Here is a 26,595-nt window from a genome sequence, read left to right on the forward strand (position 1 = left end):
GAAAATATGAAAACAATACAATACTTTATAGCAGCCCTGTCAATAAGCGTTATGATGACAAGCTGTGCCAATGATCTGAATACAGATCCGGATGGAGATATCTCCGGTGAACAGTTGAATAATGATCAGTCATCACCTGAAAAAATACTGGGTGGAATATACCTTGATCTCCGCAGTAACGGAGCCGGAGGAACGACCTTACATTCGGATTTTGGAATTATGGCGATAAAAGCAGGATCAGATCTGATGTCTAATGACGTTATCCAGGCTAAAAATCAGCATTTGGGAATGTTTTACAATTATGATGCAACGAATGCCAATAATTCTGCATCCGAATTTGTATGGACTACATTTTATGCGAGAATCTTTATCATCAACAAACTTCTGGATGGTCTGCAGAAAAATGGTAACGATAATAATAAAGCCATTAAAGGACAACTTCTCGCCCTCAGAGCTTACTCCTATTTTTATCTGGTGCGGTTTTACGCCAACGATTACAAAGGACATCAATCGGAGCCGGGAGTTCCTTTGGTCTTAACAAGCAGCAACCCAAGCCAGGGACTTCCCAGAGCAATCATATCGGATGTATATAAACAGATTGCCAGTGATATTGAAGAATCTATTATCCTTCTGGATAGCTATGCCCGCCCATCCAGAGCCCAGATAGACCAAAGAACGGCAAAAGCTATAGCCTCAGAAGTTTATTTACAGACAGGAGATTACATAAAAGCAGCAAAATATGCTGAAGAAAGCAAGCAGGGAATAGCACTGATGACCGAAAATGAGTATACGACAACCGGGTTTTCCAATATCAATAATCCGGAAGTATTGTGGGGTTTCCACAATACGACATCCACAATGAGTATTGGAAATTACTATGCTTCTTTCTTCTCTATGTTTGATAATACCAATAAAGGATATGCCGGTGCTGCCGGTATCTATAAGCTTATCGACAAAAGGTTGTATGAAGCTATTCCAGAAACGGATTATCGCAAAAAAGTATTCAACGGAGCACAAAGCAATTCCTATACTTTTAATGGAGAAACAAGAAATTATCCTGCATATGTGAGCTGGAAATTTAAAGACCCTACTTTTTTTGAAGGGGATTATATTTATATCAGGGCTTCATCATTATATTACATACAGGCTGAAGCAATGGCCAGACAGGGAAGGGAAGCAGAAGCCAGACAGGTATTGTATGAAATCACTTCGAAAAGAAACAGTGCCTACACGTTATCTACCAAAACCGGAAATGAGCTGATCAATGAAATTATCCTGCAAAAAAGGATAGAATTATGGGGTGAAGGTTATGACTGGTTTGACATGAAAAGACTGAATGTTCCTCTGGAAAGAATATATCCGGGAACCAACCATACGTTTGGCAGATTCAATCTTTCACCCGATAAATTCAGGTTCCAGATTCCTAATAAAGAGATCAATAACAATCCACAGATCAAACAAAACGACTAGCAACACACATTCATTCATATCAACAAATTATTAGCAATTTGTAGCCGGAGTATTTTCACTCCGGCTTTTTTGTATATTACGTCTATGGCAATTCAACTTATAGCCTCGCATTAGCACACATTTTGTTATGATAGATGCTCAGTATTACCATAATGAAATTAATTGATCTCTGGTCAATTCAAAATTAATTTGAAATTGGTGTACTTATTTTATCCTGATTAATTTTTAAAATATGAAATTCCTAACTTATCTGGAGGCCAATAAAAAACTTCTATTTAAAGCAATACTTATGAGTTTAGTGGTGCTGTTTATTCTGTTGAGCCTTTTTGTTACTTTTATTTCTCCCGAATATCTGGACCTCCATATTTCCAGAGAAATACAGGAGAATCAAACCAGGAATCTTGACGCATTAATGATAGGTATCAGCTGGTTGGGAAGAACCCCGGTATCAGTGGTTATGGTTTTCCTTATTGCCCTTGTACTGGTTTTATTACGGTATAGAAAAGAAGCCGTATTTATTGTATCCACATTGTTATCAGGACTTGTAGGCTTAATCCTTAAAATCATCATCAACAGACCGCGTCCTTCCCAGGATCTGGTCGTTCTTTTAGAAAAAACCCAATACCAGAGTTTTCCAAGCGGACACGTTTTATTTTATACCACTTTTTTCGGAGCGCTGATTCTAATTTTCCTTCATATGAAGACCATAAAATATACCGTGCGTATATTCCTTGTTGCCACATGTCTGCTGATGATATTTGCAGGAGCTTTTTCCCGTATTTATCTGGGAGCACATTGGTTTACAGATGTTTTAGGCGGATTTATTGTAGGGATTCTCTGTCTCTTTGCTTTGGGATCCGTCTATGTGAAAAATATAAGAACTGCACCATAAAGTTGCTGAATAGTAAAGTGATATAATGGCGAAAAGGCAAAATTGCATAAAACCGGCTTCTCAAAAAACAAAATTTACAATTCAATAAATCTGCAATTTTACCTTCCAGCTTTATTCGATTCCGGCTTTTCGCTTTTTCGCGATGTAACAATACTTCAAAATGGTATCTTTTTTGCGACCATATCCCTATGAGTTGTTTTATTTCTGCTTATTGAAACTCAGTCCAATAGCAAAACACTCTGAAATATTCGTTACACTTTAATTCTTAACATTATGCTTAATTATAACTTAGCTAATCAGGAAATAGCCATCCGCCTGCTTGTTGCTGCTGTATTCGGCGGTCTTGTCGGTTGGGACAGACAAAGGAAAGAGGGGGTGGCAGGTTTAAGAACCCATATGTTGGTTTGTGTAGGTTCTTCTTTAATTATGATTGTTTCTGCTTTTGGCTTTAATGATATTATGGGAAAACCTTCTATTGTGCTCGACCCTTCACGGATTGCTGCCCAGGTCATCAGTGGAATAGGCTTTTTGGGAGCCGGTACCATTCTTTTTCTCAGACCACAAATTATAATCGGACTTACTACAGCGGCAGGATTATGGGCTGTTGCAGGTATCGGATTAGCCGTTGGGGGTGGCTTGTATTTTCCAGCCTTCATTGCCACGGTGATCATCCTTGTTATTCTGGCTCTATTAAAACCATTTGAAAGAAAGCTTTTTAAAAGTACAAAAGGTAAAACCATGACCTTGTTCTATAATTCCGGACTGATCAGCCTTGCTCAGATTGAAAGTATATTCACTAAATATGAATTGGTGACGAGTGAAATATTCATACACAGCAGTAAGGACAGCTCATCCGATGAACTAAAGGTTACCTTTGATTACAATTCCCCTCCATCTCAAATACTTTCAGCATTAGATGAGTTTAAAACGATTGAAGGGATAACTGAGATTAATTCTCATATCTAATAAATCTTTCTTTAAATTCTTTTTCAACTTTAAGGATTATACAGCAAAATGATCCGCTTCATTTATGCAGATTTATAGATTAAGCAAGATTAATATTGCAATATAATGCAAATTTGCATATTTTTGCAAAACAAATAATTACATTAATGGTCTCTGAAACGGTAAAGAAAGCAAAAATAGCTACCCAGCTTATATTTTTAGTTTGTGGATTGGGAATTGCGAGTTGGGCACCTATGGTTCCCTTTGCTAAAGACAGACTTAGATTAGATGAAGCCGATTTAGGCTTACTGTTGCTTTTGCTGGGAGGAGGAGCCTTGTTGATGATGCCGTTATCAGGACTCCTGATCAATAAAATAGGGAGCCGGAAAATTATAGCTGTAAGCGTTTTGTTGAGTGCATTACTTCTTCCTTTTCTATTGATTGTATCGGATGTTTATATTATGGGAGCCGTTCTTTTCGCATTCGGGTGCAGCATAGGAACGATTGATGTAGCTATGAATGCTCATGGAGTACAGGTGCAGAATCAATATGGAAAACCTATTATGTCATCCCTACACGGACTCTTTAGTGTTGGCGGGCTTTTCGGTTCTTTAGGACTGGGTTTTCTTATGAAGCTGGGATTAAATCCGATTTATGCGGCAGTAAGTATATCCGTTTTGCTTATTTTCCTTTTGATCATTCAATTCAGATATTTATTTGATCGTGAAACGGAAAGAAAAAGCATTATCCAGTTTTCCCATGTGGATCATGAAAGTAAAACGACTTCCCGTTTTCAATGGATGGATTCGAGAGTTTTGATTCTGGGGATCATGTGCTTTATGGTTTTTCTCTCCGAAGGAGCTATGTTGGATTGGAGTGCCGTATTTCTAAGAGATGATAAAGGCGTGGAGTCTGAATTTTCAGGGATAGGATATGCTGCTTTTTCTGTAGCCATGGCTGTTATGAGATTATCGGGGGACTCCCTTATCAGCAAATTAAACAGCAGGATAGTGGTCATAGGCGGAAGTATTATTGCTGCAGCGGGAGTAATTATTTTAACGTTTAGTCCATGGGTACCGCTATCTCTTTTTGGCTTTATATTACTCGGATTGGGAGCTGCCAATATTGTTCCTGTATTTTTCAGTGAAGGCGGGAGGATTTCAGGAATTTCTTCCACGGTTGCCATTCCTGCAATTACGACAATAGGTTATGCCGGATCACTGGCAGGTCCTGCTTTACTAGGCTTTATTGCGCATCATTTTTCTTTGACTGCCGCATTTGAAATTATAGCTTTGCTATTTGTTGTGGTCGCCATCATATATAAATTCAGAAATACTTCGTCATCATGTTAAAAGAAGAACGTTTTGAGGTCATCCTGACCCAGCTAAAGAAAAAAAAAGAAAGTTATGTTTGAGAGCCTGGCCTCAGATCTTAATGTTTCTGAAGACACGGTACGAAGAGATATAGAGCAGCTTCACCGCAATGGTCTTTTATCCAAGGTTCGTGGAGGTGCTATTTTAAGAGAGAAAGATCCGCTTTCTTTTCATGACAGACAGTCTTTTTTGGCCGAGGAAAAAAATGTAATTGCTTTAAAAGCTCAGCAATTCATTAAGGATGGGATGACCCTCTTTTTAGATGGGGGAACAACCCTCTGTGCAGTTGCGAATTATATGCCGGCAACTATCAATATCCGGGTTATAACGAACAACACCTCGCTCATTCCTATCCTTAGTACATTCAAAGGGATAGAACTGATTCTGTTGGGAGGAATTTATGATAATGATTTAGCCGTTACTACAGGAAATGCAACCTGTGATGAAGCGTCCCGGTTTATTGCAGATCTTTTCATCATGGGAACCTGTGCAATAGATGCAGATTTTGGTGCATCAGCAACTTCTATGACTGATGCGGAAACCAAAAGAACCATGATCAGATCATCAAAAAAAAACAATTGCACTCGCCAATCAAAATAAACTCCGACGTACAGAGCCCCTTAAAATCTGTGATATTTCAGATCTTGATGTATTAATTACAGATCTATCTGCCGATCATGATGAACTGGAATCTTTCAGGAGGCTAAATGTTCAGATTGTGTAGAGAACAGTATTATAAACTGTATGATTGAATGTTAAAAATCAATCTAAAAGCTTATGTATAATATTATGTATTTTTTAATCATATTATTTATAAATTATGTCTTACCTCTCAAATTTGGGGAAAACTTCTAAAAAAAAAGACTTAAAAATCACGCCTTATTCTGTGTAAGGCGTTTCTTTTTTATTAAGGATATTTCTTTGATTTTCTAGAATATTTAAAAATTTTAATATGCCTACAGAAGATTCAACAAAGAATAAAATCAACATATAAATTAATGTTGCATATAACTTTTATTCATTAAAATAAATTTCATTTAGAAATGAATTAATTACAATCCAATAGATAAAATTAAATTCATCATCCGATTTTCTAAAAGTTTCTTTAAAAATAAAATAAGCAAAATAATTTCTTGACGAATCTGAATGAATCATTTAGATTAGCTGCCATTAATAAGAAACACAAGGCATGAAAAAACTCTACTTCAGTGTACTTTCTATGTGCATTATTTCCGGGCTATCGGCCCAGGAAGTGGTTTGGCAAAAAGATATCAAATCCTCAACCCTGGATTTTCTAAGCCAGGTAACCACTACAATCGATCAGCAGTATTTGATAACAGGAAGTGTCATACAGGCTGGAAATCAGAAGAAGGATGCTGGAAGCATCCAGCAAAATAATGGATATGACTTTCATCTGGTAAAACTCAACCAACAGGGAGACCAGGTTTGGGAAAAATATTTCTCAGGAAACAATCATGATTATTTGTCTTCTACCGTAGCTACCCAGGAAGGAGGCTTTCTAGTTTCAGGAACCTCATATTCCGGAAAGGGAATAGATAAAAAAGATGACTCGAAAGGCGGATCAGATATCTGGCTCATTAGAATTAATGAATTTGGAGATGAGCTGTGGCAAAAGACTTTAGGAACAAGTGCTGATGAAGAAGCCAGAGCTGTTATCCAGTCCACAGATTTAGGATTTGTTGTAGCCGGAAATGTTCAGAATTCTTCCAAAGGCTATGGTTCAAAAGATATCCTGGTTATCAGACTTGATAAAAACGGAAAAGAACTTTCACAACTTATTTTAGGAGGAAAAGGATTAGATGAAGTGGAGAAGATGATCCCCACAAGAGACGGAGGAGCACTTCTGGGAATCTATTCAAGAAGTTCAGAGTTTCGTGTTTTCGATTCCGGGAATCAAAACTCAGCCACAGGAACCTCAGATTCCGTATCCCGCTATGCAAAAACAACTGAAAACTTTGGTGAAGGAGATTACTGGATCGTAAAACTAAACAAAGAAGGAAAGGTAGAATGGGAAAAGAACCTGGGAGGAAAAGGAGATGATCATCTAAGAACACTGGCTTTAACCTCAAACGGTTATATCATCGGAGGAGAATCCAGAAGTGAAAGATCCGGAAACAAAACAGTAGGAATAGAAGAAGGAACAGATTTGTGGTTGGTTTCTTTAAATGAAAGAGGAGATGAACAGTGGCAGAAATCCTACAACTTCAAAAACAGGGATGTTTTGATGGGTATGACTGCCCTAAATCAGCTATCAACTGACAACTCTCAACCCTCAACTAAAGGAATATTGTTGGGTGGATATACTCAGGCAGAAGGAAGAATAGAAACAGATGATGAAACATTCTGGATATTGTATCTGGATCATAATGGAAATGAACAGTGGAGAAAGCATGTGAAGGGAGAATCCAGAAAGAGAGAAGAGAGGTTATCGGATATTAAGCTGAACAGGGATGGTTCCATCATTTTAGCAGGAACCAGTGCAGAGGAACTAGGGAAGGAGAACTGGAAGATTGTGAAGCTGGGAGATAAGCAACTGGATCAGTTAATTGAAAAACAGGATATCAAGATCTACCCGAATCCGGTATCAGATTATGCTTATGTGGAGGTTGGGTTGGAGAGTTCGAGAGTGAATGGGTTTGAGGCAGACATTACCTTATATGATATGGGAGGAAGACAAATACAAAGCTTGAAGACTAAGAATAAGATAACGAAGATGAATACTCAGAATTTAATTCAGGGAGGTTACCTAGTTACGGTAAAGACCAATGAAAACAAAACAGCGAGCGCAAAACTGATAAAAAAATAACATGATGAGAAAAATTATATTTTACCTATTTCTTATTGCTATAATAAATTATACAAATGGACAATCTTATAGAAGCGTGTCTTTTCCTTCCAGCCCAGAGGCAATCTCAATTTTAAAAGTGGTTGATATCCCCGTAAACCTTTCTACTGGAGTAATAAATTCTAGCATACCTATCCACAACATCAAGCTGAAAAACCTAGAAATACCTATTTCAATAAATTATCAATCTTCTGGTTATAAACCAACCGAAGTGGCAAGTAATGTAGGATTAGGTTGGGATTTAATTGCAGGAGGAAAAATTGTTCAAAATGTGAATGGTAAAAATGATTTAATAGACGGTTACTTGCAACATGATGCTCAACTTCCTATTAACCGTGATTTAAAATTTCCGATAATGATGGGGACAGGTTATGGAGGTCCTGCAGGTGCTGCCGTAATGGCCATTATGGATAGCTTAAAACAGCCTGGTACAGACTACTATTTACTATCCCGTATCACCGGAAGGAATTATACAGGCTCACCTGTTTTAGATGTTAATGCAGATGTATTTTATTATTCAATCCCTGGTCAGTCGGGGAAGTTTTTTCTTAGCAGAAATCAGCAGGGCGAAATCAAAACGTATCCGATACCTGTGGAAAAAGGAGAAAAGATTAATTTAAAAAATAATTCGGAATATGAAATCATAGATACAAAAGGAAACATTTATACTTTTGGACAAACTACTGAAAGTTTTAATTATACCAATAGTACAGGAGCTATTATAAATTCTCTAAACGGGCAATCGACCAGTTCTTATTTAACGTTTTACTTAACTCAAATCAAAACACCACAGAATGAGATTGTCAATTTCTATTACGATGATGTAGAATATGAACATATAGCCAATAATGATTATATAAGATATCGATATTTTTCTGAAAAATTCGAACAAACAATTAATTATTATACTATTGTAAAGGCTAAAGTTCTCAATAAAATAATAGTTAATAATGATTATGAGGTTATTTTTAATTACAACAATTATCGGAAAGATATCTCTGGTAAGATAGCACAAAAGGCGCCAAAAACCTTAGATAAAATTGTGATCAAAAAAACATTAGAAATTACAAACTATGATTTCGAGTACGAATATTTTGGGGTTAATAAGTCTAATTACAATACTACCATACATGAATCCAATAATTTTAATGTTGGATATAAGCTTAAACTAAAAAGCATAAAGAAATCTGGTGAAGAACCTTATGTTTTTAACTATTACAATGAGAAAAGCATTGACCGCTATACGGAAGCATTAGACCATTGGGGCTATTATAATAACAGATCTCTAAGATATATCCCTACAGCTGGTTTTGATAATGGTTATATTTCTGTTTCAAATGCGAAGGAACCTGATCTTGAATCAACAAAAAGTAACATTTTAAAATCGATTGTATACCCTACTAAAGGATATGTATTGCTTAATTACGACTTAAATGATTATTATGATGAAAATTTTATTAAATACCAGCAAGAAACCAATGTGGTAGGGGTCTATGCTGAAGATGGCACAGATCAATATACAGGACAAATCGAGAGACAAGAAAAAGAATTTATTTTCCCAAATAATAGTTTAGAATCATCAACTACTATTTCCATCCAGTACTCTTTAATAGATGACGGGGTACAGACAACGAATAATTATATCGATTATGGTTTTTTAGATGAAAATAATAAAGCCGTATATTTTAAGCTTGCTTTAAAGCCTGGGTTCAATAATGAAGGTATTTCTATACATGATTTCATACCGGGTAAAAAATACAAGATTTTCATAGAATATTCCAAAACACAAGAAAATGCAGGGAAAAGCTTTGGAATCGTTTTTACTACTGTAAAAAGAATAAAAGCAGGTGAAAAATATGTTAAGGTTGGAGGACTCCGAATTGAAAGTGTAGAGCATTATGACCATAATGGGCAGAAAGAAAGAAAACAAGCTTATAATTATACCAATAATGATAAAACTTCTGGTTTACTTTACGAAAGGCCTTATTTCTACTATGGTGAAAAATTGATACTACCGCAATATATAGGACAACAGGAAGGAGCTAATTATATCAAACTCTATCAGACACAACACTCTAAGTTACCTTATAACGTAATGGGTTACAATGGTTATCATATCTTCTATAAAAAAGTTACAGAACTTACTCAGAATGTTCGATATCAAAACTTTCCAGCAAAAAAGATAGAACGATACTTTACTTTTATAAATGACACTAAAAGATATGGGACGGAACAAGTAACCTCTTATGATTGGAAAAGAGGACTTCCGGAGATGGTGAAATATTTTCTATATAATAATAACAAATATGATCTTACAAGACAAGAAGTGTACAGCTATAAATTCTGGGATGCTCCGCGAATCACAAATTCGATCTACATAGATCATATAGATCCTCCTATTTATCCAAATGAATTCCATAAAACCTCTGTAAATGCAACCGCAGAATATGATGATCCTTATTTACTCAACTGGAGTACGTTTAGTGTATCAGGATATAAGCTCATCTCTTCCTGGTTTCATCTTGATAAAAAAACTATAGAAGATTATTACGATGGGAAGCTATTAAAGACAGAAATTAAGTATTCTTATGATAATCCTACCCATTTACAATTGACTGGCCAGTCTACTACCTATCCCGATGGTTCTCAAACTGAGACCCTTTACAGCTATGCCCATGAGAAAGGAAATCAAAAGCTGATTAACGCTAATATGATTGGAATTCCATTAGAAACTACAGTGACAGAAAAACTAAATGCTAATACTGCTGTAAAAACGATTTCAAAATCAGAAACAAAGTATGATGATCCTTCAAATCTATTTCCAAGCTCAGCAATATCCTATAATATTCTGGATAATACCCCCTCTACAGAAGTGACTTACAATAAATATGATTCTAAAGGAAATATCCAGCAATACACTACCAAAGCAGGTGTTCCCACAACAATCATCTGGGGATATAACCAGACACAGCCTATTGCAAAAATTGAAGGTGCAAAATTATCTGACATTCCACAATCACAGATTACAGCTATTGTAAATACTTCTAATGAAGATGCCTCAGATCCTGCAAAAGAAAATTTATTGATGACGGCCCTGGATACCTTCAGAAAAAATACAAACCTGGCTTCCTATCAGGTTTCCACTTATACTTATGATCCTTTAATCGGAATAACCAGTATTACTCCACCATCAGGGATCAGAGAGGTGTATATCTATGATACTGCCAACAGATTGAAAGAGATCCGCCAACAGGAAGTGGACAGCTCCGGAAATATAACATATAAGACGTTAAAGGAATTTAAATACAATTACAAAAACTAGCATACAATGATCGCCTAAGTTTTATAATAATATATTTTGTCTAATAAATGAATTTTTAAATAAGGTTACACTTACTCTAAATAACAAAGTTTAATGCCGTTAATTTTAAATTAATTAAAAATAAAACACACTAACCCCACTTTAATAATGATGAAAAATATAATTTTATTACCATTTTTATTTATAAGCTATTTTATATATGGACAAAATTATCAGGTTGCGCCGAATAAATACAACTTAACAATCAAATCTCCTGACGCAAGCCAACTATCCAAATTTACAGATATTCCTCCTAGCACTCATACAGGTACTACAAGTATTATAATTCCCATTTATACAATTCAAGTGGGAGATTACACTCTTCCTATTTCCTTAAAATATCATACATCGGGTATAAAAGTGAAAGAAGTTGCTTCTAAAGTAGGGCTTGGGTGGAGTTTGTCTATTGGAGATATTATTCTTTCCAAACAAATATTTGGAAATCAAGATAAGGGAGCAATTCCTAATATCAATCAGGTAGATGGAGGCTTTGAACCCAATACAAACTCCGGTGACCAGAATTTTGCGACAATAATAACAGGATTTAATTCTTTTGATCCTGAAAATCCACTCAAAGATAATAAAAAGGATACCCAGCCAGATATCTATTCTTATTCCGTAAAAGGTACTTCAGGAGACTTTTATTTTGATAGTAAAGGAAAAATTATAAAAATACCAGAAACTGATATAAAAATAGAGGATTATTTTACATTGACTGATAATAATGGTAACAAATATTTTTTTTCAGAGGGTAACCAAATGAGAACAACAGGAGGACAGATTCCTTCTAGCGATGATATTATAACTACCGATTTTATTATAAAGAAAATTATTCTTAATACCGGAAAAGAAATCGTATTTGAATATTCATCAATAAATACTCCATACCAATATTTAAGCAATTACTACAAGGGATTCTCCTATCCGGTATCATGTATACAAAGTAAAAGCTCTGAATATAACGAGTATGCATCTTTAACAGAAGTAATGTCCGAAAATTACCTCACTAAAATTATCTATCCCGAAGGCTCCGTACTATTCACTTATAATAATAGTAGAGAAGACATTATAAACGGACTTTCATTAGAAAAAATTTCAACTTATGATAATGCAAATAAGTTAATTTATAATTATTTTCTTAATAAAAGCTATTTCACCACCTCTGATACTAAAAATATTAATGGCTACCCCAATCATACAAATTCAATAACAAAAAGATTAAAATTAAATGAAGTAAAAAATACCGTTGATAACTCTTCTTTTAAACTAACATATTATGAGGAGAATCCTCTTCCTAACAGGTTATCTGATGCTACCGACTATTTGGGATATTCTAATGGAAAAACAAATAATGCAGGAATTCCCTATTTTACAATGGAAGATGAAGTATATGGATTAGGGGACGATAAAAAACCCAATATCACCTATGCTGTTTCCGGAAGTTTAAAAGAAATTATATATCCCACAGGGGGTAAAATGAAACTTGACTATGAATTGGATGACTTTAATTTTGAAGGACCAGAAATCAATGTTTCACGTCAAGGGTTTATGGAATGCGGAAACGGAACAATTGGAGGAAGAGAATTCACAGTAAATTCAACTCGCGCCAATATAAAGTTCAAATTTACCTTCACTAGTCCATATAGTCCTAATGATGATGGATCAGGAAGTCTTCCTATAGGATCATATGTTGTAGCTGAACTCCTTGACCAAAATAATAATATTTTAAAACAATTCTTAATCAGTAAAGAGTATGAGTATTTTATAGAAAAGAAAAGCTTATACAAAATCAGATTTCGCAAGCAAGGAAGTGAAAATCTAGATACTACAAAGCCTCTTCCTTGTCTGATGGTAGAATGGTATGAAGTTACCTCAGAAAATAAAAAATATAACAAATCGGTTGGAGGAATTCGCGTTAAAAAAAATTACCAAACAAGAAAATTTTAATAACAATATTATGGAAGAAAGGTTTATATATACTGATAAAAATAATATTTCCACAGGAGTATTTATGGGAGATCCTCTCAACTATTTTTATTCAGTAAAGTCTCCTGATGATTATAATGGAAATTACTGCGAAAAACTTATTGTCAGTAATTCAGGAAACTTCAATCTAGCGACAATAAACGGAAAACCAGTAGTGTACAATAAGGTTATTACAGAAAGAATAAATGTAAACAATAATGAAAAATGGAAAACGGAAGATAGCTATTATAATATAGGATCTACAAATGCATATAATAGCAAAGTACCCTATCTTACTTTTGTTAATAACCAGTTTGCCAGAGGCCTTTTAATTAAAAAAGAAATTTTTGACACTAATAATAAAATTGTAAGAAGAATAGAGAACAATTACAGTTCGGATAGTTTTTTTAATCAGAAGTCCGCTGATTATGTAGGCCAATTTCCACAACTAGTAATAAGACCATATCAAATAAATATCATAGGAATATATGCTAGTCTTTATGTGAATAATATTCCAATTTCATATACTCCTGTTTTTGAAACAAACCGCTATGAAATAACTTCAGCCTGGATGAAAAACACACAGACTAAAGTAACTAATTATCTCGGTGACAAAGAAATAAATGAAATTACAGATTATTACTATGATAATTCATATAACCACTTAAATCCTGTTAGACAGAAAAACACACTCTCTGACCTGATAAGTGAAGTAAGTTTAGGCTACGCTTATGAAAAAAACAATCAATTGATGATAGATAAAAATATGATAGGTATTCCGCTGGAAACGACTACGAGTAAAACCATTGGAAATAATACTAAAATTATATCCAAAGTGGAAACGATTTATCCAAAAACTCAGGCAGAGGCTGATACTAAAACACAAGGATTAACAGTACCCACATCCATGCTATCTTATGATATTTCAAACCTTTCTTCGGGCATTACAGAAATCACTTACGATCAGTATGATTCTAAAGGAAATATCCAGCAATACACTACCAAAGCAGGTGTTCCCACAACAATCATCTGGGGATATAACCAGACACAGCCTATTGCAAAAATTGAAGGTGCAAAATTATCTGACATTCCACAATCACAGATTACAGCTATTGTAAATGCTTCTAATGAAGATGCTTCAGATCCTGCAAAAGAAAATTTATTGATGACGGCCCTGGATACTTTCAGAAAAAATACAGGCACATCTTCCTACCAGGTTTCCACGTATACTTACGATCCTTTAATCGGAGTAACCAGTATTACTCCACCATCAGGGATCAGAGAGGTGTATATCTACGATACTGCCAACAGATTGAAAGAGATCCGCCAACAGGAAGTGGACAGCTCCGGAAATATAACATATAAGACGTTAAAGGAATTTAAATACAATTACAAAAACTAACACACGATGAAAAAAATAATCATTCCTATTGGAGTATTAATGGCGGGAATAGCTCATGCACAGCTTTCTCCGACAGAAAATTATGTATATTCTAAAACATATTTAGAATACAGTGCCAATAACCAGCCCGCAAGAGTTTCAGAAACTGTGGAGTATTTCGATGGTCTGGGAAGGCCAAAACAAATAGTGAATATAAAAGCATCTCCCAAAAGAAGGGATGTCGTAACTCATATCGAATACGACGGATTTGGAAGGCAGGTAAAAGATTATCTACCGGTTCCCCAGGATAAGACACTCAATGGCGCCATTGTTCCTAATCCTTTAAACAATGCTACTCAGGTAGGGATTTACGGACAGGAAAAGATCTATGCTGAAAAGACATTAGAAAATTCTCCTTTGGACAGGCTACTAGAACAAAAACAAGTAGGGACAGCCTGGAGTGATAAACCTGTAAGGTTTCAATATGATGCCAATATCCATGAGGATTATGTTAGAAAATATAAACCTACAACGACATGGGATCCTATAGGAAAAATGACAGTCACTAAGATTGAGTTGCTTGAGTATTTTTTACCGAATACCCTCTATAAAAATACTGTTACCGATGAGGATGGAAATAAAACCATAGAATTCAAAAATGGAAGGGGACAAGTTGTGCTGGTTCGAAAAGTCATTAGCCCTACTGAAAATGCAGATACTTATTATGTATATAATGAATACGACCAATTAGCATTTGTTATTCCACCAGGCTCTCCAGCAACACCAGATGATACCGCATTAAATAATTTCTGCTATCAATATCGATATGATGGAAAAAGCAGACTGGTTGAGAAAAAACTACCAGGCAAAGGTTGGGAATTTATGGTGTATGATAAAGCAGATCGGGTAGTTTTAACAAGAGATGCTAATTTAGAAGCAAAAGGACAATGGCTTTTTACTAAATATGACCAGTTTTCGCGGCCTGTTTATACGGGAATTTTAGACAGCTATCCAGGAAGATCCGCACAAGCTGCAACGGTTAATGGTTTTAGTTCTTCTAATGAAGTACGAAGCTCTTCAAGTTTTAATAATAGTGGAATGGATATTTATTATACTAATTCTACTTATCCTCAATCCAATTTTAAATTACTCAGTATAAATTACTATGATACCTATCCATCATACAGTTTTAACCCATCCTTCTCTGCTGATATTTTTGCCCAACCCGTCCTAACAGATAACTCTTCTGGAAATAACACTAGTACAAAAGGTCTTCCTGTAATGACCTTTATTAAAAACATTGAAGATGATAACTGGACAAAGAACTATAATTATTATGATACCAAAGGAAGACTCATCAGTACCCACTCGATCAACCACCTGGATGGATATACAAGAACGAGCTACCAGCTTAGCTTTGCCGGACTTGTTAAGCAAACTGCCACAAGGCATAAAAGATTAAAAACAGATGCGGAGACATCCACCCGGGAGTTTTTTACTTATGATAGTAATGACAGGCTTCTCACACATACCCACCAGGTCAATGGCGGTCCTATTGAATATCTGAGCCAAAATACCTACAATGAACTTTCCCAGCTGGAAAGTAAAAAGGTTGGAGGAACTACTATAAACACCCCGCTTCAGCAGGTAGATTATAAATACAACATCCGCGGTTGGATGACCCAAATTAATGCTCCTTCAAACCTTAATGGAAAACTTTTTGGGTATGAGCTGAGGTATAATAATCCAGTTAATACGTTATTTGCTATTTCAAGATACAATGGAAATATTGCAGAAGTGGACTGGAAAACTTCTGTAGATAACGTATTAAGACGATATTCTTATAGTTATGATAATTTAAACAGGCTTAATTATGGGCATTATTCTGAACCTAATGGAACAGTCCCACAGGAAAATCATTTCGGAGAGTCTTTGGAATATGATTTAAATGGAAATATTACACGATTATACAGAAATACAAAAAACACAACCAATGGCCTTGCCATGCAGATAGATAATCTTACGTATTCATACACTGGAAACAGATTATCCAAAGTCTCAGATGCGTCTAAAAATTTGTCAGGATATCCTTATTTTGCAACTCCAAATGAAATTACTTACGATTCGAATGGAAATATGACTAGTCATAAAGACAAAAGCCTCGAATTAATTGAATACAATTTTCTAAATCTTCCAAGTAAAATAACAGGAAAACCAGTTAAAGCGCAAAAAATCACAACAAATCTATACAGAGCAGATGGAGTAAAGCTTTCTAAAATTTTTAGTGCACCATCTATTCAAGAAACAAATACAACAGAGTATCTTGACGGCTTTCAGTATAAATTTTATACAGGATCACTTACCCCACCAACACCGAATGGATTACAGTTTATATCAACATCCGAAGGGTATTATGATTTTGTAAAAAATAAGTATATTTACAACTATACCGATCATCTAGGGAATGTGCGATTAAGTTATACCAAATCCGGATCCGGAACAGAAATTATTGAAGAAAACAATTATTATCCTTTTGGATTAAAACACGAGGGATATAATAGCCTTGCGGGAAATCCAGCTTATCAATATAAGTACAATGGCAAGGAATTGCAGGAGACGGGAATGTATGATTATGGGGCAAGGATGTATATGCCTGACTTGGGAAGATGGGGTGTGGAAGATCCGTTGGCAGAGAAGATGAGAAGACATAGTCCTTACAACTATGCTTTTAATAATCCGATTGGCTTTATTGATCCTGACGGGAGAGAAGGAAAAGGATGGATTCATCAATTGTTTGATGATGGTAGTCAAAGGTTAACCTATAAATCTAATATTAATACACCTAGTGAGGCAATTGCTGCTGGTTATACAAATGTTTATGGAGTTTCCCAAGAAGGATTTGTTAGGGAAGGTGATACAGAATATTCTTTAAATAATGACGGGACATATACAAATACAGCATCCGGAGATACTTCTTCTGGTATTTTAACAACTCAAGATGGAACTACTATAAAAGGAAAAGGAGCTTTTGATCTTACTCAATATTTATCAAATCTTGGAAATTCACCTCAAGAGTTTTATTCAAATCTTGGAGGAGCTGCTCCTCTTGAATATAACAATCCTTTTTTTAGAGGTAATATAGATAAAATGGTAGATTTAGGAGGTTTTATGGGAGGAATGGTTAATAGTTTAAGTAGAGGAAATGATTGGAAAGATGTTACTGCTTATAGAGTAGATCTGGCAGGATTAGCTGACTTAGCAATTTCACTATTTGGAAAAGGACAAGCTAATGAGAATATTAGTAGGGATACTATTATTACAGCTAAATTTATAATTGATGACAAGAGAGATTCAATGCGTTTTAAAGTACCGAAAGTGGGTGATATATACCAAAATTGGCATACAGGAAGGAATTATGATGAAATTACAAACCCTTACGTGCAAGCAAAAGTTGATAGTGTTATAAAATCTCGGAAAAAATAATATGAAAAATTTAATACTGGCAGTACCTTGTTGCTTCTTTTTATTACAATCTTGCAAAAAAGAAGATTCACAAAAAGATCATGTGGAACTAATCAAAGAAAATGCCACTACTACAAAGGCATCATATAAAAATGGAAAATTGGTTAGCTCAGAAGTATATGACAAATCTGGGCAATTAGACAGTAAATACTTGTACCAGAATGGAACTGTAATAAAAATATATCAATATTTTCCTGATCAAAAAGTTAGTTCATATTCTTATCTAACGAAAGCACCTAATCATTATATTACAACAATTTATTATAAAAATGGAAAAACAGCCAGTGAAGGGGAAGGAGATTATTATAAAGATCAAAACTTATATTTAAGAAGAGGTGAATGGATTTTTTATAGTAAAAGCGGAGAACCTTACTCTGTATATGGTTTTATGCATGATGGTAAAAAACAATACATAAAAAGAGAAATTATTTTTGATACTATTAAAAAGAAAACTCTTAAAGATGTAAATTTTGATCCTCCTTTTTTATATGAAAAAGAGACAGTAAAAAGTTTAAAACCTGTTAATTCAAAATAAAAAATAAAGTCAACAAGATTGGTGACTTTAAAAATTATAAGTACAATGGAAAAGGAATTGCAGGAGACTGGAATGTAGTGCTGGACACGCTCACGGAGAAAATGCGTTGTTACAGCCCTTATAACTATATTTTTAATAATCTGATTGGCTTTATTGATCCTGACGGGAGAGAAGGAAAAGGATGGATTCATCAATTGCTTGATGATGGTAGTCAAAGATTAACCTATAAATCTAATATTAATACACCTAGTGAGGCAATTGCTGCTGGTTATACAAATGTTTATGGGAGTTTCCCAAGAAGGATTTGTTAGGCAAGGTGATACAGAATATTCTTTAAATAATGACGGGACATATACAAATACAGCATCTGGAGATACTTCTTCTGGTATTTTAACAACTCAAGATGGAACTACTATAAAAGGAAAAGGAGCTTTTGATCTTACTCAATATTTATCAAATCTGGAAAATTCACCTCAAGAGTTTTACTCAAATCTTGGAGGAGCTGCTCCTCTTGAGTATAGCAATCCTTTTTTAGAGGTGATATAGATAAAATGGTCGATTTAGGAGGTTTTATGGGAGGAATGATTAATAGTTAAGTAGAGGGAATGATTGGAAAGATGTTACTACTTATACAGTAGATCTGGCAAGATTAGCTGACTTAGCAATGTCACTATTTGGAAAAGGAAGAACTAATGAAAATATTACTAAGGGATTCTAGTATTACAGCTAAATTGCAGGTCAATGAGAAAGATACAGTAATGCTGTGTAAGATAGCGTTAAAAAATCTAAAAAATAACATGAGAAATTCAATATTACTACTATTTTTTTGTATATACTTATTACAATCTTGCAAAAAAGAACTTCCAAGAAAAGATTATATAGAACTAATTAAAAATAATGGTACAACTTCAAAAGCTACATATAAAAATGTAAGATTAAAAAGCCATATAAGCTTAAACTGGTTTAAGAAATATTACTTTAAAATTCATTCTGTTCCCAACAAAAAACCACTGCAATACAGTGGTTTTCTATTATAAAAATATAATTTCTATGATTCAGTAAATGGATCAGCTTTTAAGCTTACCTTTCAACGGGTGCTCGCCCTGCCATCCGGCACTGGCATCATTACCCACATAATGAATTGATAAATCTGCAGCGGCTTTGGAATTGGAAAAACAAATCGAACGATCCGAGCTGTTCTCCAATTTCTCAATATACCAGAACGCTTCATTTTCCAGAGCTTTCAGTTTAGAGTTTGTTTTATAGACCAGTAGATCAGCTGAGCTTTCAACATCAGTTTCATAAACTACAAGATCATTTTTAGATTGAAAATTTTTAATACTAATACTTGGCATGTGTTCGGTGTTTTGGAGTTATTATATTTCGGTATTGAATCAATTCCGTAGGCCTAAAGGTAGTAAATTATAATTTAATGGATCACAATGCTTTATATCTCCTTCCATTAAACCATTTCTTTAACCTTCTGTTTAGATTTTCTAAATTCGGTTAAACTGATCTTGTGGCGCTTTTTGAAAAACTTATTGAGGTGGCTTTCATCCGCAAAACCAAACTCGCTCACGATTTCATTGATCCGCATATCGCTGAACATCAGCCTGTGTTCAATCAATCGCATTTTGTAGTTATAGATATAGTTTTGAATGGTTTCTCCACATTGATTCTTAAAATAGCTTCCCAAATAAGTTTCAGATAATCCAAATTTCTGACTGATCACAGAGGCCTTCAGCTGTTGTGGGTCATAGATATGGGTCTGAATGTGACCGATGATCGATAACATTCTTTTGTCTGCATTCACCGTTGCATTGACAGGCCTCATCTTGGAAATATTTCTTGCTGCAATCACAATTAATGCGTTTACATAATGAAGTGTGAGATCCTCCTGATAAAGATCACTATGCTTCATATTGTGCAGAAGTGAATCTACGATTGATTTTACCAGAAATTCATCCGGCTTGTTTTTCAAAACACAGCCTGACAGATGTGAAGCATGATACAATAAGCATTCAATACAGTTTATGCTTTTCCAATTGTATTCTCTTACATAATTCTCACTGAACTTAACAAATAAAAATTCTGAGATCTCAGAAATCTCAAAATAATGCTGGTCATTAGGAGTGAGCATGATCAGGCTACCTTTGTTGTAGGTAACTTTATTATCATTGATTTCTAAAAATCCTGATCCGGAGATAACATAGACCATCTGAAAGAAAGAAAACTGCAGATTCCTTACGGGGCACTTTTCTGTTTTACAGTACTCTACATCTACCAATCGGTCTATATTTTCTTTATTCATCCTGCAAAATTACTCAATTATCATTAAAATATACTGATTTATTAAAAAAAAATCTGTCCAATTTTGTGGAATAATTTTAAGACTCATCATGAAACGATCGATTTATATTTTGGCTCTGGGAGCTTTTGGAATCATTACAACAGAATTTGGGGTAATTGGAATTCTACCCAACATCAGCAGGGAATTTAATGTATCTATAGATACAGCCGGTTGGCTGTTAAGTGCTTTTGCACTTACTGTGGCTGTTTCGTCTCCTTTTATCACTGCATTTACCACTAAGATCAACCGTAAGCTTTTATTATGTATGGTGCTTGGTGTATTTGTATTATCAAATCTTCTTTCTTCTATTTCAACCAGTTTTACCATGTTGATGGTAGCACGGGTTCTACCTGCGTTTTTGCATCCGCTGTTCTGGAATATTTCAATGGCAATTGCATTTAAACAGGGTGGTGCTAAAGCCGTTTCTGTGGTAATGGCAGGACTTAGTTTGGCTACCGTTTTAGGAGTTCCGCTTACCACCTATGCAGCGGATTTCTTTAATAACTGGCAAGCCTCTTTTTATATGGGAAGTTTTGTGAGCCTGATTGCGTTTTTAGGATTATTATTCTTTGTTCCGTCCATGCCTGCAAGTAAAGATAAAACATCACAAAATCAACTATACGTATTAAAAAGTCCACAACTTTGGGTCAATCTGGTCTCGACTATTCTTACATTGGCTGCTATGTTTTCAAGCTATACATATCTGGCTGCATATCTGGAAAAAATTACACGGATGAATGGAGCAGAAATAAGTGTAATGCTTCTTTTATTCGGAGGTATGGGAATTCTGGGGAACTGGCTTATGGGGATTGCACTAAACAGAAATTTACTTGTTACCGTACGATTGTTTTTTGTGTCTCTGATTGCCGTTCAGATATTAGCCTATTACTTCGGGGGAATTTTTGTGGCGATGGTTCTGATTCTTTCTCTTTGGGGAATGATACACACCGGAGGTTTCCTGGTTCCTAATATCCGTACCACTCAGGCAGTCCCTCACAGCGCACTTGAATTTGTCAACAGCCTGCTGACTTCCTGCTACAATATCGGGATATCATTAGGAGCTCTTGTGGGTGGTTTAATTATTGCAAAATATGGAATTCATCAAATTGTCTGGATCAGCATTGCATTATTGGGAGTTACACTCGCTATCAGTTTTATTACTTTTCCGAAAAAAATAGAAATAGAATCAGAAGCTGAGGAAAAAGAAGAAATAACAATTTCTCCTGCAGTTTGCGAATAAATCCTATTTGACTAAATAATAAATTTTTTCTCCTCATCTCAATACAGTTTTTATTCTGAATATTCTACAGAAAAAGATTGTATTGAGATTATTTTTGATATCGGTTCTAAAAGCTTTTATATGGTTTCTTTGCCGTAATGTGTACAACGTTAGATGCTCCGGGTTCTATAACAAATTGTACTCCGGGTTCTCTTTCCTCATGTCGTCCGTCAATGGCTGATCCCGTGGATAATGTCAGTTTCCCTTTCCAAGCAGGATGCGGAGGAATCAGGGCGATTTCAATTTCTTCCTCTTCAATCTGTATGATAATCGATTCGGCATCAATCTTTGTCCGGATCCCGTCTTTTGATACCGTATAAGTTACGTATTGCTTATTTTCATTCATATTTTTAAAATTTTCATTCATTAAATTAAAACGTTTCTTCTTGGGTTATGGCCGATCGTGACCATTTTATTTTTAATTTAGTATTACTTTTTAAATATAGCTTTAATACCAACATCCATTTATTATGCCTCCCGAAATGTATCATCAGGAATTTGATGTTCCGGAACAATTACAGGATACTATAAAATGTTTCTGGTACAACAGGAGGGATTCAACAGAAGCTCAATCCTTCTTTGAAGTAACTCCTGATGGCTATGCTGAAATTATTTTTTATTTCAGTGGCGAATGCAGCGTTGCTCAAAACGGAATTCTTCATCCGTTACCTTCGCCATTTATGATGGGGCTGCTCAATCAGCCTGTTCATTTCCATATGGCCAACCGGCTGGAGATTATCGCGGTAAGATGTTTCCCATGGACGGTTTTCGATTTGCTGGAACTTCCTTCCGGTAAAGTAGGGGTACATACTTTTGAACACCCAATAGCACAGCTTCATTCCACATTGGATACATTGATTCAGCAAGGTAGAAAAGAAGAAGCTATAGATCAGCTAAAACAATATTTCCTTACACTGCGTTCACATGTTTCTACCGACAGCATGCTATTCAAAGCAGGAGTTGCCATGACAAAGGCCAAAGGTACTTTACACGTCAGCCAGGTCGCTGAAGCGGCTCATGCAACAGTAAGAACTTTAGAAAGAAAATTTAAAGAGTCATCCGGCCATACCGTTAAGGATGTATCGGGTCTGATGCGTTTTGAGCAGGCCAGAAATCATTTATGGCTGCATCCTGATGTTAATCTAGCCGGGTTGGCTGTTGATCTTGGATATACGGACCAATCCCATTTAAGCAGAGAGTTTAAACGGTATACCGGTATTACTCCTGCTGCGTTCGCTAAAAAAGCTAAAAAAAAGACAACGAGCGGTAAGCAATGATTTTGTCGCATTTGTACAATCCTAAGCTTACTGCATTTCTGACATTTGTATGGAAATTAACATACAAATTAAAAGACATGCAATATTTATTAAAAGACAAAAAAGTAGCGATCATCGGTGGCGGACCTGTAGGTTTAACTATGGCCAGACTACTTCAGCAAAAAGAAGTCAATGTAACCGTTTATGAAAGAGACTTTGACGCCCAAACCAGAATATGGGGTGGGACGCTCGATCTTCATAAAGGTTCAGGACAGGAGGCCATCAAAAAGGCCGGACTGCTTGAAAACTACTATACAACCGCAATTCCCATGGGAATTATATTTGCCGATCAACAAGGCAATACTTTATATACCAGAAAGCCAACTCCGGAAAACCGGTACGATAACCCTGAAATCAACAGAAATCAGCTAAGAAAGATCCTGCTGGAAAGCTTAGTTCCAGATACCGTTATATGGAACAGAAAGCTGACCAACCTCACAGAACATAATGGCAAATGGTTGCTACAATTCGAAAACCAGCCCGATGCAACAGCTGATCTAGTGATTGTGGCCAACGGAGGAATGTCAAAAGTTAGAAACTATGTCACCGATGCCGAAATCGAAGAAACCGGTAGCTTTATTATCCAGGGTGATGTTCCGCAGCCTGAGATCAATTCTCCTCAAATGTACGGGCTGTGTGATGGAAGCAGGCTCATGACTTCAAACCAAGGAAGCTTATTCGTTGCCAATCCTTATAACAATGGTTCGCTCACTTATGGTTTAATTATACAAAAACCTCAAGAATGGGATCAGGGCAATGCTTTGGACTTTCAGGATAAAGAAAGTGTAATTCAGTTTCTTTCCGAAAGATTACCGGATTGGGGCAAACCTTATCAGGAAGTATTTCAGGCAACTTCCTTCTTCGTTGGATTACCAACCCGAAAATTACCATTAAAACAGTGGAAAGATAGCAGACCGCTTCCCATAACTCTGATCGGTGATGCAGCCCATCTGATGCCTCCTTTTGCCGGACAGGGTGTAAACATTGGCCTGGTAGATACCCTTACCTTATCTGAAAATCTTACTGAAGGTAGTTTTGAAACTGTAGAAGCAGCTATAAAAGATTATGAACTGAAAATGATAAAGTATGCAGCTGAAGCCCAACAGGAATCAGCCGTTAACGAGGCAGAAATGCGCGATCCCGATTTTTCTTTCCTACAGCTTTTTAAATAACAATAACCTTCTGCATAAAGAGATATAGTCTGGGTTGACGCAACTCAGGTTATATCTTTATAAAAAATAAATTTAATCATTCGATTAAATTACTTGTTTAACCTAAAAAATATTTTCTACCTTTGCAACAGAAGAACGATTGTAATATGAAAGAAGAATCTAAAAAAATAGATACCTCAACGGAAGAAAAAATAAAGGAAGCCGCACGAATCGTATTTTATAGAAAGGGATTCGCTGCAACCAGAACCAGGGATATTGCTGAAGAAGCAGATATCAACCTGGCATTGCTCAATTATTATTTCAGAAGCAAGGCCAAATTATTTGAGATTATCATGCTCGAAACTATGGCTGGATTCTTTCAAAGCTTGTTAGTGGTGCTAAATACAGAGAAAACAACTCTCGAAAAGAAAGTAGAAGAGGTGGTAGGGAAGTATATCGACCTGATCATCAAAGAGCCGGAAATTCCGACATTCATCATCAGTGAGCTCCGTAACAATCCTAATCTTCTATTGCAAAAAATCCCTTTAAAAGAAGTGATTCAATCTTCTGTCTTTTTAAAGCAACATCAGGAAGCGGTGAAAAAGGGTAGTATTATCGAGCCTAATCCTTTACATTTTCTAATTAACCTGTTGGGGCTTACCGTATTTCCCTTCATAGCAAAACCAATGTTGATTGGAAGCAGCGAACTGAACGATAAAGAGTTCAATACCTTAATGATTCAACGTAAAAAGCTTATCCCGATCTGGGTAAAAGCCATGATGGCGGCAGGCTAATTTTTTTTGACCCTAATTTAATCAAATGATTAAAACGAAATTTTAAACAAGAATTGAAAAATAAAAAAAATGATTTTTAACCTATAAACGATGAGTTATTATGTACAAAAATGCTCAAAAATACCTGCTGGTTTTCGTTCTGGGTTGTGTCTCCACAACTTCTTTTAAATCTCAGCTTCAAAGCCTTAGTCTTGAAGAATGTTATCAGCTGGCAAAAGACAATTACCCGCTAATCAGAAAAAAAGGGATGATTGCAAAAACAGCCGGTTACAATATTGAAAACGCCAATAAGAAATATCTTCCCCAGGTTTCTTTTTCCGGCCAGGCCACATACCAGTCTCAAACCATCAGTTTTTCGGATGCACTGGGAGCACTCCCGATCAATGCAGCACTTCCTTCACTCAGTAAGGACCAATACAAAATTCAGGGAGAGATAGACCAGGTATTGTACGATGGAGGAACCACTCACAACCAGAAGGAACTGATAAAAGCCAATACTGAATTACAGCAACAAAACATTGAAACAAGCCTTTATACATTAAAGCAAAGGGTCAATAATCTGTTTTTCTCCATCCTGCTTATGGATGCACAGCTAAAACAAAACGACCTCAACAAATCCAACCTTCATACCCAGATCCAGAAGACAGAAGCCGCATTAAAATATGGTGTTGCGTACAGAAGCAATCTGGATGAACTAAAAGCAGAGATCATCAATATCGATATGATGGCAACAGAGTATAAAGCTAACCGGGAAGCCTATCTTAAGATGCTTTCCATTTTCATTGGGAAAGAACTTTCAGATTCTACGAAACTTGAAACTCCCGACAGTGATTATTTTCAAACAGAAATTAGAAGGCCTGAGCTCAAAGCTTTTGATCTCCAAAACTCCATTTATGACCTCCAGAAAAAACAGTTGAAATCCGATTTTCTCCCCAGGGTAAGTGCATTCTTCCAGGGAGCATATGGAAGGCCTACACTTAATATTATTGAGAATAAGTTCGGTCCGTGGTTTATTACAGGAGTTAGGTTTAGCTGGTCTCTTGACAGTTTGTATACCTCATCCAACAAAAAAGAAATACTGGAGTTAAACAAAAAAACTGCGGATGCAGACAGAGATACATTCCTTCTGAACACAAAACTGGATCTTACGCAGCAGGATGAACAGGTAAAAAAATACACCCAACTGATCACACAGGATGAAAACATCATTGTCCTGCGGCAATCTGTAAAACAATCTGCAGAAGCACAGCTTGATAATGGAGTAATCACCATCCACGAATACATTCAGAAACTCAATGCTGAACATCTTGCAAGACAAACCCTAGTTCTTCATCAGATTCAATTATTACAGGCCAGATACAATCAGAAATTCATAACCGGAAATTAATAATCCAT

Annotated in this window: 22 protein-coding genes and 1 pseudogene; 20 read left to right on the top strand and 3 right to left on the bottom strand. The window is 35.6% G+C overall.

The genetic code is table 11. From position 1 onward, the window contains the following. The first annotated feature begins 6 nt into the window (after positions 1-6). The 15 genes and pseudogenes from ACJ5H0_RS03140 to ACJ5H0_RS03210 all read left to right on the top strand — a co-directional run bounded on the left by ACJ5H0_RS03140 (position 7) and on the right by ACJ5H0_RS03210 (position 19,347). Positions 7-1,470, top strand: a complete 1,464-nt coding sequence (locus tag ACJ5H0_RS03140) for a RagB/SusD family nutrient uptake outer membrane protein (protein WP_411247122.1) — start codon at positions 7-9, stop codon at positions 1,468-1,470. Positions 1,471-1,702: 232 nt separating this feature from the next. Further along, positions 1,703-2,362, top strand: a complete 660-nt coding sequence (locus ACJ5H0_RS03145; protein ID WP_411247125.1) for a phosphatase PAP2 family protein — start codon at positions 1,703-1,705, stop codon at positions 2,360-2,362. A gap of 273 nt (positions 2,363-2,635) precedes the next feature. Beyond that, positions 2,636-3,328 carry an MgtC/SapB family protein gene (locus tag ACJ5H0_RS03150; RefSeq protein ID WP_172282632.1) on the top strand — a complete coding sequence of 231 codons (693 nt, stop codon included), beginning with the start codon at positions 2,636-2,638 and terminating at the stop codon, positions 3,326-3,328. Positions 3,329-3,474: 146 nt separating this feature from the next. Further along, positions 3,475-4,659 (top strand): MFS transporter, encoded by a 1,185-nt coding sequence (locus tag ACJ5H0_RS03155; RefSeq protein WP_411247128.1) that lies wholly within the window; start codon positions 3,475-3,477, stop codon positions 4,657-4,659. Between the two features lie 51 nt (positions 4,660-4,710). Beyond that, positions 4,711-4,821: pseudogene (locus ACJ5H0_RS03160) on the top strand (DeoR family transcriptional regulator); the annotation flags it as partial. A 48-nt stretch (positions 4,822-4,869) separates the two neighbouring features. Continuing rightward, entirely contained in the window at positions 4,870-5,280 is a 411-nt protein-coding gene (locus ACJ5H0_RS03165) for a DeoR/GlpR family DNA-binding transcription regulator (RefSeq protein ID WP_411248055.1), read from the top strand. 589 nt (positions 5,281-5,869) lie between these two features. Continuing rightward, entirely contained in the window at positions 5,870-7,507 is a 1,638-nt protein-coding gene (locus ACJ5H0_RS03170; protein WP_411247131.1) for a T9SS type A sorting domain-containing protein, read from the top strand. 250 nt (positions 7,508-7,757) lie between these two features. After that, the gene (locus ACJ5H0_RS03175; RefSeq protein WP_411247133.1) at positions 7,758-10,868 is read left to right on the top strand and encodes a hypothetical protein; all 3,111 of its coding nucleotides are present in this window, start codon (positions 7,758-7,760) and stop codon (positions 10,866-10,868) included. Positions 10,869-11,018: 150 nt separating this feature from the next. After that, positions 11,019-12,854, top strand: coding sequence for a hypothetical protein (locus tag ACJ5H0_RS03180; RefSeq protein WP_411247135.1), 1,836 nt, complete (start codon positions 11,019-11,021; stop codon positions 12,852-12,854). 10 nt (positions 12,855-12,864) lie between these two features. Beyond that, positions 12,865-14,274 carry a hypothetical protein gene (locus ACJ5H0_RS03185; RefSeq protein ID WP_411247137.1) on the top strand — a complete coding sequence of 470 codons (1,410 nt, stop codon included), beginning with the start codon at positions 12,865-12,867 and terminating at the stop codon, positions 14,272-14,274. A gap of 6 nt (positions 14,275-14,280) precedes the next feature. Further along, positions 14,281-17,736 carry a DUF6443 domain-containing protein gene (locus tag ACJ5H0_RS03190; protein ID WP_411247139.1) on the top strand — a complete coding sequence of 1,152 codons (3,456 nt, stop codon included), beginning with the start codon at positions 14,281-14,283 and terminating at the stop codon, positions 17,734-17,736. Position 17,737: 1 nt separating this feature from the next. After that, on the top strand, positions 17,738-18,310 hold the full coding sequence (locus ACJ5H0_RS03195) for a hypothetical protein (RefSeq protein ID WP_411247141.1): 573 nt from the start codon (positions 17,738-17,740) through the stop codon (positions 18,308-18,310). Positions 18,311-18,411: 101 nt separating this feature from the next. Next, positions 18,412-18,621 (top strand): hypothetical protein, encoded by a 210-nt coding sequence (locus ACJ5H0_RS03200; protein WP_411247143.1) that lies wholly within the window; start codon positions 18,412-18,414, stop codon positions 18,619-18,621. Further along, positions 18,593-18,856 carry a hypothetical protein gene (locus ACJ5H0_RS03205; RefSeq protein ID WP_411247145.1) on the top strand — a complete coding sequence of 88 codons (264 nt, stop codon included), beginning with the start codon at positions 18,593-18,595 and terminating at the stop codon, positions 18,854-18,856. Before ACJ5H0_RS03200 ends, ACJ5H0_RS03205 begins: the two co-directional genes overlap by 29 nt. 146 nt (positions 18,857-19,002) lie before the next feature. Beyond that, the gene (locus ACJ5H0_RS03210) at positions 19,003-19,347 is read left to right on the top strand and encodes a hypothetical protein (protein WP_411247147.1); all 345 of its coding nucleotides are present in this window, start codon (positions 19,003-19,005) and stop codon (positions 19,345-19,347) included. A 30-nt stretch (positions 19,348-19,377) separates the two neighbouring features. Here the strand turns inward: ACJ5H0_RS03210 and ACJ5H0_RS03215 are convergent, their stop codons facing one another. Together ACJ5H0_RS03215 and ACJ5H0_RS03220 are read right to left on the bottom strand one after the other, a co-directional pair. Further along, positions 19,378-19,665 (bottom strand): DUF6150 family protein, encoded by a 288-nt coding sequence (locus ACJ5H0_RS03215; protein WP_172282622.1) that lies wholly within the window; start codon positions 19,663-19,665, stop codon positions 19,378-19,380. 107 nt (positions 19,666-19,772) lie between these two features. Then, positions 19,773-20,621 carry an AraC family transcriptional regulator gene (locus ACJ5H0_RS03220; protein ID WP_172282620.1) on the bottom strand — a complete coding sequence of 283 codons (849 nt, stop codon included), beginning with the start codon at positions 20,619-20,621 and terminating at the stop codon, positions 19,773-19,775. Between the two features lie 88 nt (positions 20,622-20,709). Here ACJ5H0_RS03220 and ACJ5H0_RS03225 point away from each other — a divergent pair, with 88 nt between their 5' ends. Further along, the gene (locus tag ACJ5H0_RS03225) at positions 20,710-21,900 is read left to right on the top strand and encodes an MFS transporter (RefSeq protein WP_411247149.1); all 1,191 of its coding nucleotides are present in this window, start codon (positions 20,710-20,712) and stop codon (positions 21,898-21,900) included. 106 nt (positions 21,901-22,006) lie between these two features. On the opposite strand, the gene ACJ5H0_RS03230 is transcribed toward ACJ5H0_RS03225, so the two are convergent. Next, a complete protein-coding gene (locus ACJ5H0_RS03230; protein WP_411247151.1) occupies positions 22,007-22,285 on the bottom strand; it encodes a hypothetical protein in 279 nt (92 codons plus the stop codon). 124 nt (positions 22,286-22,409) lie between these two features. On the opposite strand from ACJ5H0_RS03230, the gene ACJ5H0_RS03235 reads away from it, so the two are divergent. The 4 genes from ACJ5H0_RS03235 (at position 22,410) to ACJ5H0_RS03250 (ending at position 26,587) form a co-directional block, all read left to right on the top strand. Continuing rightward, entirely contained in the window at positions 22,410-23,216 is an 807-nt protein-coding gene (locus tag ACJ5H0_RS03235; protein ID WP_411247153.1) for an AraC family transcriptional regulator, read from the top strand. 77 nt (positions 23,217-23,293) lie between these two features. Next, entirely contained in the window at positions 23,294-24,427 is a 1,134-nt protein-coding gene (locus ACJ5H0_RS03240) for an FAD-dependent oxidoreductase (RefSeq protein ID WP_411247155.1), read from the top strand. 146 nt (positions 24,428-24,573) lie between these two features. Continuing rightward, positions 24,574-25,200: a TetR/AcrR family transcriptional regulator gene (locus tag ACJ5H0_RS03245; RefSeq protein ID WP_172282614.1), complete on the top strand. Its 627-nt coding sequence runs from the start codon at positions 24,574-24,576 to the stop codon at positions 25,198-25,200. A 100-nt stretch (positions 25,201-25,300) separates the two neighbouring features. After that, a complete protein-coding gene (locus ACJ5H0_RS03250; RefSeq protein ID WP_411247158.1) occupies positions 25,301-26,587 on the top strand; it encodes a TolC family protein in 1,287 nt (428 codons plus the stop codon). The last annotated feature ends 8 nt before the right edge of the window (positions 26,588-26,595 follow it).

This window comes from Chryseobacterium proteolyticum, assembly GCF_046591535.1.
Classification (GTDB): Bacteria; Bacteroidota; Bacteroidia; order Flavobacteriales; family Weeksellaceae; genus Chryseobacterium; species Chryseobacterium proteolyticum.